The 7166-nt window shown below is 66.4% G+C and carries 12 protein-coding genes and 1 pseudogene; 4 read left to right on the top strand and 9 right to left on the bottom strand.

What is annotated here, in order from left to right; genetic code table 11:
* Positions 1 to 110: 110 nt before the first annotated feature.
* The 3 genes from VJ655_RS11980 to VJ655_RS11970 form a co-directional block, all read right to left on the bottom strand.
* Positions 111 to 338 (bottom strand): YdcH family protein, encoded by a 228-nt coding sequence (locus VJ655_RS11980; protein WP_324111335.1) that lies wholly within the window; start codon positions 336 to 338, stop codon positions 111 to 113.
* Between the two features lie 115 nt (positions 339 to 453).
* On the bottom strand, positions 454 to 927 hold the full coding sequence (locus VJ655_RS11975) for a TIGR02444 family protein (protein ID WP_324111333.1): 474 nt from the start codon (positions 925 to 927) through the stop codon (positions 454 to 456).
* A gap of 5 nt (positions 928 to 932) precedes the next feature.
* Positions 933 to 1574 (bottom strand): UbiX family flavin prenyltransferase, encoded by a 642-nt coding sequence (locus VJ655_RS11970; RefSeq protein WP_324111331.1) that lies wholly within the window; start codon positions 1572 to 1574, stop codon positions 933 to 935.
* A 129-nt stretch (positions 1575 to 1703) separates the two neighbouring features.
* On the opposite strand from VJ655_RS11970, the gene VJ655_RS11965 reads away from it, so the two are divergent.
* Entirely contained in the window at positions 1704 to 1877 is a 174-nt protein-coding gene (locus VJ655_RS11965) for a YdcH family protein (RefSeq protein ID WP_324111330.1), read from the top strand.
* Positions 1878 to 2065: 188 nt separating this feature from the next.
* Here VJ655_RS11965 and VJ655_RS11960 read toward each other — a convergent pair whose 3' ends face one another.
* The 5 genes from VJ655_RS11960 to VJ655_RS11940 form a co-directional block, all read right to left on the bottom strand.
* Positions 2066 to 2776, bottom strand: coding sequence for a DUF1013 domain-containing protein (locus VJ655_RS11960; protein WP_324111328.1), 711 nt, complete (start codon positions 2774 to 2776; stop codon positions 2066 to 2068).
* A gap of 113 nt (positions 2777 to 2889) precedes the next feature.
* Positions 2890 to 3615: a DUF72 domain-containing protein gene (locus tag VJ655_RS11955; RefSeq protein WP_324111326.1), complete on the bottom strand. Its 726-nt coding sequence runs from the start codon at positions 3613 to 3615 to the stop codon at positions 2890 to 2892.
* Between the two features lie 65 nt (positions 3616 to 3680).
* Positions 3681 to 4151 (bottom strand): hypothetical protein, encoded by a 471-nt coding sequence (locus tag VJ655_RS11950; RefSeq protein ID WP_324111324.1) that lies wholly within the window; start codon positions 4149 to 4151, stop codon positions 3681 to 3683.
* Between the two features lies 1 nt (position 4152).
* Entirely contained in the window at positions 4153 to 4431 is a 279-nt protein-coding gene (locus VJ655_RS11945) for a hypothetical protein (RefSeq protein WP_324111322.1), read from the bottom strand.
* 54 nt (positions 4432 to 4485) lie between these two features.
* The gene (locus tag VJ655_RS11940) at positions 4486 to 5460 is read right to left on the bottom strand and encodes an NAD(P)H-quinone oxidoreductase (RefSeq protein WP_324111321.1); all 975 of its coding nucleotides are present in this window, start codon (positions 5458 to 5460) and stop codon (positions 4486 to 4488) included.
* Positions 5461 to 5535: 75 nt separating this feature from the next.
* Here VJ655_RS11940 and VJ655_RS11935 point away from each other — a divergent pair, with 75 nt between their 5' ends.
* The 3 genes and pseudogenes from VJ655_RS11935 to VJ655_RS11925 all read left to right on the top strand — a co-directional run.
* Complete coding sequence (locus tag VJ655_RS11935; protein ID WP_324111319.1) at positions 5536 to 5742, top strand: DUF1192 domain-containing protein; 207 nt, start codon at positions 5536 to 5538, stop codon at positions 5740 to 5742.
* Between the two features lie 185 nt (positions 5743 to 5927).
* Complete coding sequence (locus VJ655_RS11930; protein ID WP_324111317.1) at positions 5928 to 6437, top strand: DUF1465 family protein; 510 nt, start codon at positions 5928 to 5930, stop codon at positions 6435 to 6437.
* An 18-nt stretch (positions 6438 to 6455) separates the two neighbouring features.
* Positions 6456 to 6551: pseudogene (locus VJ655_RS11925) on the top strand (hypothetical protein); the annotation flags it as partial.
* A gap of 54 nt (positions 6552 to 6605) precedes the next feature.
* On the opposite strand, the gene VJ655_RS11920 reads toward VJ655_RS11925, so the two are convergent.
* Positions 6606 to 7166: COQ9 family protein (locus tag VJ655_RS11920; RefSeq protein WP_324111315.1), on the bottom strand; the 561-nt coding region annotated here is incomplete at its 5' end.

Genomic DNA, 7166 nt, shown 5'->3' with positions numbered 1-7166 from the left:
TGAGGGGTCGCGCCGCGCTCTCCGGACAGGGTTTTCGACCCCTCATCCGTCAGCTTCGCTGCCACCTTCTCCCGCAAGGGGAGAAGGAAGCTGGATCGCCCGGCGGCCGCCTAGGCGATGATGTCCGGCATGAGCTGGTCTTCCAGCCGGCCGATCTCGTCCTTCAGCGACAGCTTCTTTTTCTTCAGGCGCGCGATCTGCAGCATGTCGGGCTGGTAGCGCTGCTCGAGGGCCTGGATGGCGTCATCGAGATCCTTATGCTCCTCGCGCAGGTCGGCGAGGCGACGTTCGATCGCGATGTCGGAGTCTTCCGACGGATCATCGTCGTTCATGGACATGGTCTCAGGCGGCCCCCGCCAGGGTCCGCCCGAAGCGGAACATCCCCGGCCCAGAATGTTCAAGCGTGATAGATAGCAAAGGCTGATGACCGGTAAAGGCGCTCACCGAGCCCGCCTAACCATCGGCGTTTTCGATCGCGAAGGCGAGCCTTTCCAGCGCGGCCCGGCGCGGCGGATCGCCGGACGCCTCGGCGGCGGCCACCAGGCCGTCTAGCGCAGGTCTCGGCGCGGGTCCCGGCGCGCCCGGCGGCCCCGTCAGGGCCTCCAGACTCTCCATCAGCACCCGTTCGCCCTGAAGCTCGACGGCCTTGACCGCGTCGCGCAGGGTCTCCTTGGCGGCCTCGTCCACTGGCGGACGCGGGGGCTTGAGCGCCCGGCGCACGCCGCGCAGGGGCGCGCCGACCTCGGCGTCCCAGGCGCGCATCAGCCGGGCGGCGTCCTTGAGGTCGGCCGATCGTCCCTCCACCGCCATCCAGGCGCCCCACAGCAGGTACGGCACGTTCTGGCCATGGGCGTCCTGAAGGCTCAGGCACGCCTCCGCGACAGGTTGTCGCGCATAGACCTCGAGGGCCCAGTCCCACAGGCGCATCGACGTTAACCCTCGGCTCGGTCGGCGGCGGCGCCGGCCAGGGTTTCAAGGTCCTCGCCCCAGCGCTTCACCGGCCGCCAGGACAGGTCGAAGAGGTCCAGCGTCCGGCCCACCGACTGGTCGACCATCTCGGCGATCGAGACCGGCTTGGCGTAGAAGGCCGGCAGCGGCGGCGCGATCACCGCGCCCATCTCGGCCAGCTTGGTCAGGGTGCGCAGATGGCCCAGGTGCAGCGGCGTTTCGCGCACCATCAGCACCAGGGTCCGCCGCTCCTTCAGCGTCACGTCGGCGGCGCGGCTGAGCAGCGAAGACGTTACGCCGGTGGCGATCTCGCTCATCGTGCGGACGGAACACGGGGCGACGATCATGCCCAGGGTCCGGAACGAACCGGAGGCGATCGAGGCGCCGACATCGGCGGCGCGATGGACCACGTCGGCCTTGGCGTTGACGTCGGCGACCGACAGGCCGGTCTCCTGCGAGAGGGTCAGGGCGGCCGATTTCGACAGCACCAGATGGCTCTCGACGCCCAGTTCGCGGCAGGCGTCCAGCGCCCGCAGGCCGTAGACCACGCCCGAAGCGCCCGTGATCCCGACCACCAGGCGGGGGCGGTCGCCGGGCCGGCCAAGGGTCTTCGAAACGTCGGTCATGGTGAATTTTCGTCCGTCACGGGAGCAAACTGGGCCACGTCAAGCGCCGCCCAGTGCAATCATATGTGATCTGACAGCATCGCGCAGCGGGTGTTCACTTTCTTCTCCAACAGCAAGGAGCCGAGAGCCATGGCCATCGAATCCCGTATCCGCGAGCTTGGGTCCCGTCACGAGAACCTCGATCGCAAGATCCAGGAGGAGACCAGTAGACCCGGTAGCGATGGTACGATGCTCAGGGAGCTCAAGCGCCAGAAGCTTCGGCTCAAGGAAGAGATCGAAGGCTTGAGGGCGCGAATGCACTAGCTGCTTGGAATAGCAGCCGAAAAACGAGAGGCCCCGCTCCGGCAAGGAGCGGGGCCTTTGTCTTTGGCCGTCAAAACTGTCATCCCGGGCGAAGCGTAGCCTAGACCCGGGACCGTCGGATAAGCCGGCGCTTGCCGCGTCCGGGCTCGGCGCGCTGCGCGCTTGGCCGGGATGACAGCTTTCGCGGTCTAGTCTTCGTCTTCCTCGTCGACGTAACCGGCCGACTTGCCGAACACGTCCTCGGCCTTGATGTCGCCGCGGGGGGCGCGGAAGTCTTCTTCTTCCTCGACCTCGGGCTCGAACTGGCCGGCCTCGGAGGCGGGGCGCAGGGTCGGATCTTCCGGAACGATGCCCTTCTTCAGGTCGTCCTTGGCCTTCTTCTCGGCGGCCTTCTTGACCAGGGCGTCCAGCTCCAGCTGGCCGATCAGGCCCAGGGTCACCGGATCGACCGGCTTGATGTTGGCCGCGTTCCAGTGGGTGCGGTTGCGGACCTGCTCGATCGTGGCCTTGGTCGTGCCCAGGATCTTGGAGATCTGAGCGTCGGTCACTTCGGGATGGTGACGCAGGAACCAGGCGATGGCGTCCGGACGATCCTGGCGGCGCGACACCGGGGTGTAGCGCGGAGCCTTCTTCTGCGGCTTCAGCAGTTCGGCGTGACGGCTGACCTGGGCCTTCATCCGGTAGTCCGGGTTGGCCTGAGCGCGGTCCAGTTCCTCGCGGGTCAGCTGACCGTTGCCGATCGGATCGGCGCCGCGGATGTCGCGCGCCACTTCGCCATCGGCGATGCCGCGCACTTCCAGCGGGTGCAGACCACAGAAGTCGGCGATCTGCTCGAAGGAGAGCGAGGTGTTGTCCACCAACCAGACGGCGGTCGCCTTGGGCATCAGGATGTCGGACATGCGGTCCTCCAGAAATGACGGCGCCCGGCCTTTCGGCCGGGCGGGATATTGTAGACGCTATAATCCGGTTCTTGGAAAAAGGGAACGGGGGACCCGCCGCTTAACGCCCTATTCTATAGCGGGACCAGGGTCTTGAGGATGTCGGCGTCCCGCGGCGCGGCGCTCTTCACGTCGTTGTCGAAGTAGCTGTACGCATCACGACCCGCCTTGCGCTGTCCGGCGAGAAAGTCGGCCCAGGCCTGGAGATCCTTTTCCGGATAGCGACCGAAATACCGGCCGCCCGGCCCATGCCCTCGCACATAGGCGAAGTCGGCGGTGACCAGCCATGGCGACGGCGCGTCGTGGTGGTCGGAGATGCAGAAGGCGACCCCATGGTCGCGCAGGATCGAATAGACGCCCTCGTCGTACCAGCTGTCATGCCGGAACTCGACGGTGACGCGCCAATCCTTCGGCAGCCAGGACAGGAACCGCTTCAGCCGCTCGTCGTCGCGGTGGAGCATCGGCGGCAGCTGCGCCAGCGCCGGCCCCAGGTGTTCGCCCAGCGGCGCCATGCGTCCGAACACCAGGTCGACGCTGTCCTGGCAGTCCTTCAGCTTCTTGTTGTGGGTGATGTAGCGCGAGACCTTCCAGGCGAAGACGAAGCCCTCCGGCGCCTGTTCGGCCCAGCCCTTCACGGCGTTCTCGGATGGCAGGCGATAGAAGCTGCCGTTGATCTCGGTCGTGTCGAACCGGGTGGCGTAATAGGCGAAGTGGTCCTTCAGCCGGATCGTCTCCGGATAGAACGGCCCGCGCCAATCCTTGTAGGCCCAGCCGGAGCAGCCGATGCGGATCTCGCTCATGCGAGGAGAACGCGGGCAGAGGAGGTGAGGTTCTCGCGATTAAGCCTTGCGAACTCCGCGCAGCGCTAAACGCCATACTCCTCGCGCACGTGATTGAAGTTCACGGCATCTCTCCCTGAACTCACCGCTTCTATGTAGAGGTCGAGATCGGCGGTGAGGATCGCCATGTCTCCGTCCGCCAAGTGCGAAATAACCGCGTCGCTGAGGCCGAGCCGAACGAAAGTTCGATGCTCCACCGCCACCGACGAACGAACGTAGTCCTCGCGCACCTGTCCAAGAAGGGCCGCGAAGTGGGCCGAAAGCGCGTAACGCAGGGGTCCTGTCACGCCCTGTCTCAATAGATTGGACGTTTCGGCCGCGGTGTTCGGTGTCACGACGATTTCGCTGGCCTGCTCCAACAACAACAGAAGAAGATCGAAAGTCTCCGGCGAATACGCCTTGAGCCTGCCGTGTCTGGGGATGGCGGCCCGATCCGCCGTTCCCACCACGAATAGCAGTAGGAGATTGGTGTCCAGCAGAACGGGCCGAAGCGCCACGTCAGGCAGCGTCTCGGGCAGCTATCGAAAGCACCCGGCCATCGTCATTGCTAATCGTCAAAACTTTGAGTGTCCTCCCGGTATCAACACTGCCGGTGAGCGCGGTTAACGCGTTCTTGACGGTGTTCCAGGGCCTAGAGAAGCCAATAGTGATCTTCCAGGCGCCAGCCCTGTCGTCAAACATGACCTCTTCGAGACCGATATTCGTCGGCTGCTCATCCGAGAATATATCAGCGACATGAGCTTTGGCCTTAGAGACCGCTTCCTTGACGTCCAACATAGCCTCCTGCTTTCCCTGCGATTTAACCACAGCTGGCGCGTAAGGCCAAAACGCTCAAACCACCAGCACCACCTTACCCACATGCTCCCCAGCCTCGAGGTGCGCGTGAGCCTTGGCCGCCTCCGCCAGGGGGAAGGTCGCGTCGACGATCGGCTTCAGCTTCCCCGCCGCCACCCAGGGCCAGGCTACGCGCTCGACCTCGGCGGCGAGGCGCGCCTTCTCGTCGGCCGAGCGGGGGCGCAGGGTCGAGCCGGTGATCACCGCCCGCTTCTGCATGATCTTCATCACCGGAACCTCCAGCGTCGAGCCGCCCAGGCTGGCGATGTAGACGATGCGGCCGCCGGTGTTCAGGGCGTCCAGGTTCTTCTCGAAATAGCTGGCCCCGACCATGTCGAGAACGACGTCGGCGCCGCCGGCGGCCTTGACCACCTCGGCGAAGTCCTCGGCCTTGGCGTCGACGGCGATGTCGGCGCCGAGCGCCAGCGCCTTGGCCTTCTTGTCGGGTCCGCGGCCGGTGGCGATGACCTTGGCGCCGGCGGCCTTGGCCATGGCGATCGCGGTCGTCCCAATTCCGGACGTCCCACCATGAACCAACAGGGTCTCGCCAGCCTTCAGGCCGCCGTGCTCGAACACGTTGGCGAACACCGTGAACACCGTCTCGGGCAGGGCCGCGGCGTGGACCAGGTCCAGGTCGCCCGGGATCGGTAGGGCGTGGCGGGCGTCGACCACCGCGTATTGCGCATAGCCGCCGCCGCCCAGCAGGGCGCAGACCTTGTCGCCGGCTTTCCAGCGTCCGGAACCGACTACCACCTCGCCCGCGACCTCCAGGCCCAGGGTCTGCGGCGCGCCCGGCGGCGGCGGATAGAAGCCCATGCGCTGCAGGAGATCGGGCCGGTTCACCCCGGCGGCGGCGACCTTGATCAGCACCTGCCCCGGTCCCGGTTCGGGACGATCCACGGTCACCGGCTTGAGAGCGTCCGCCGCTCCCTTGCCGCCCTCGATCGCGATCGCGGTCATCGTCTCGCCCATCGGCGGCTCCTTCGTCTCGGCTTGCCTTGCGGCCTAGGTAGGCGTCAGATGGCTGACGGAAAAGGGAGAATGCCGATGTTCGAGGAGACCGCGGAACCCCGCGCCTTCAGCGGACGCGCTCTGACCGAGACGACCCACGAGGACCTGGAGGTCTACGGCGTCGCGGAACTGGAGGAACGCATCCAGGCCCTGCAGGCCGAAATCGAGCGCACCAAGGCCCAACTGGCCAAGAAAAGGGCTGGTCGCGACGCGGCCAATGCGTTGTTTGGTCGCCTGGACTAAAAGCTCTTTTAAGCTTTCGGTGAGGTTACTGGCGTCTTAAGCGCGTATCCGCTTCGGCCGCCATCGTGTCGGGTTGGTTCGAAGGGGGTGGGTCGCAACGGGACGATGCGTTCTGGCACGGGGGTTGCAGTCCCCCTCGTCAAGCGAGACGTCCTCGCGGCCTTTCGAGGGGCATTAGAGTGGCTATGACCGAAGTGAACGCGTTCGCGGACACGCCTTGGCGCGCTGGAGTGATCCAGGACTTCGCGCGATCGGAACTGTTCGACCGCACGTTCGAGGAAGGCATGCAGCTGGTCGAGGAGACCGCCGCCTATCTCGACGGAGCCGGACGTCATGACAGCAAGGTCCTCTCGCGCAACGCCGCCCTGGGCTATGCGACCGAAAGCATGCGCCTGACCACCCGCCTGATGCAGGTGGCTTCGTGGCTGCTGGTCCAGCGCGCCGTGCGCGAAGGTGACATGCCGCCGGAAGCCGCCTGCGCGGAATCCTATCGCCTGGGCGAAGAAGCCGCCGCCGAGGCGCCGCCGACCGAAGAGCTGCCGTTCGGCCTGACCAACCTGCTGCAGCGCTCCGAGCGCCTGTATGAGCGCGTCCGCCACCTGGACCGCCGCATGTACGTGGAAGCGCCCAGCGAGGAAGCCCCGCGTCCGGTGCAAGCCCACTTCGACCGCCTGACGGCGGCGTTCGGGGGGTAGACAGTCCCTAAACACCCACCGTCATTCCCGCCCTCTTGGCGGGAACCCCGCTGTCCGCCGCGAGGGCGGGAGGGACGGACCGCAGGCGGTTCGCTTGCGTCTCACGTGTCAGCCTAACCAGGGGTTCCCGCCACGAGGGCGAGAATGACGGTTGAATAAGGTCCAGCCCTAGCGGGCGCCGTACCGCATCCGCGCCAGCGCCCCGACCATCTCGCTGGCCAGGTCCATCGGCTTCAGTCCCGCCTTCCACTTCTCGAAGGCCATGACGTTGTCGATGCGGGCGTCCAGGTGCGACAGGGCCGAGTCGCGGCCCGAGGCCATGTCGACCGCCAGGGTCGAGACCAGGATGCCCGACAGGATCGCCCGCTTCGAATAGTGGTTCTCGTCGGTGGCCGTGTCGCCGGCCCAGCGCCAGAGGGCGTCGGCCGATTCCCAGGTCAGCCGCACGGCCAGGGCCAGGTTGGTCGGGAAGGCCAGGAAGGCGGCCAGCGGACGCAGCACGTCGGCGTGTTCCTGGGCCGCGTCGAGGCGAGCGATGACGCCCTCGCGAATCCGTTGGCGAATCTTCAGCGTCGCGATGTCGAACGCCTTCAGTCGCCGCAGCGCCGCCGCGTCATGGCGCCGCGACAGCAGAGCGGCCAAATCGCGCGGGCCTTCGGGCAGAAGCAGCTGGCCCTCGGCCTCGGAAAGCCCCGCCGCCGCCAGGGCGCGCGAGACGAGTCCCATGTT

Source organism: Caulobacter sp. (assembly GCF_035254145.1).
Classification (GTDB): domain Bacteria; phylum Pseudomonadota; class Alphaproteobacteria; order Caulobacterales; family Caulobacteraceae; genus Caulobacter.
The sequence above is the reverse complement of the archived record's forward strand: the minus strand, read 5'-3'. Positions and strand labels throughout refer to the sequence as shown.

Coding starts and splice junctions, on each gene's coding strand:
- VJ655_RS11980 (WP_324111335.1), bottom strand. CDS start 338: ATGTCCATGAACGACGATGATCCGTCGGAAGACTCCGACATCGCGATC.
- VJ655_RS11960 (WP_324111328.1), bottom strand. CDS start 2,776: ATGTCCGACATCCTGATGCCCAAGGCGACCGCCGTCTGGTTGGTGGAC.
- VJ655_RS11975 (WP_324111333.1), bottom strand. CDS start 927: ATGCGCCTGTGGGACTGGGCCCTCGAGGTCTATGCGCGACAACCTGTC.
- VJ655_RS11970 (WP_324111331.1), bottom strand. CDS start 1,574: ATGACCGACGTTTCGAAGACCCTTGGCCGGCCCGGCGACCGCCCCCGC.
- VJ655_RS11930 (WP_324111317.1), top strand. CDS start 5,928: ATGACCGAAGTGAACGCGTTCGCGGACACGCCTTGGCGCGCTGGAGTG.
- VJ655_RS11965 (WP_324111330.1), top strand. CDS start 1,704: ATGGCCATCGAATCCCGTATCCGCGAGCTTGGGTCCCGTCACGAGAAC.
- VJ655_RS11935 (WP_324111319.1), top strand. CDS start 5,536: ATGTTCGAGGAGACCGCGGAACCCCGCGCCTTCAGCGGACGCGCTCTG.
- VJ655_RS11955 (WP_324111326.1), bottom strand. CDS start 3,615: ATGAGCGAGATCCGCATCGGCTGCTCCGGCTGGGCCTACAAGGATTGG.
- VJ655_RS11940 (WP_324111321.1), bottom strand. CDS start 5,460: ATGGGCGAGACGATGACCGCGATCGCGATCGAGGGCGGCAAGGGAGCG.
- VJ655_RS11945 (WP_324111322.1), bottom strand. CDS start 4,431: ATGTTGGACGTCAAGGAAGCGGTCTCTAAGGCCAAAGCTCATGTCGCT.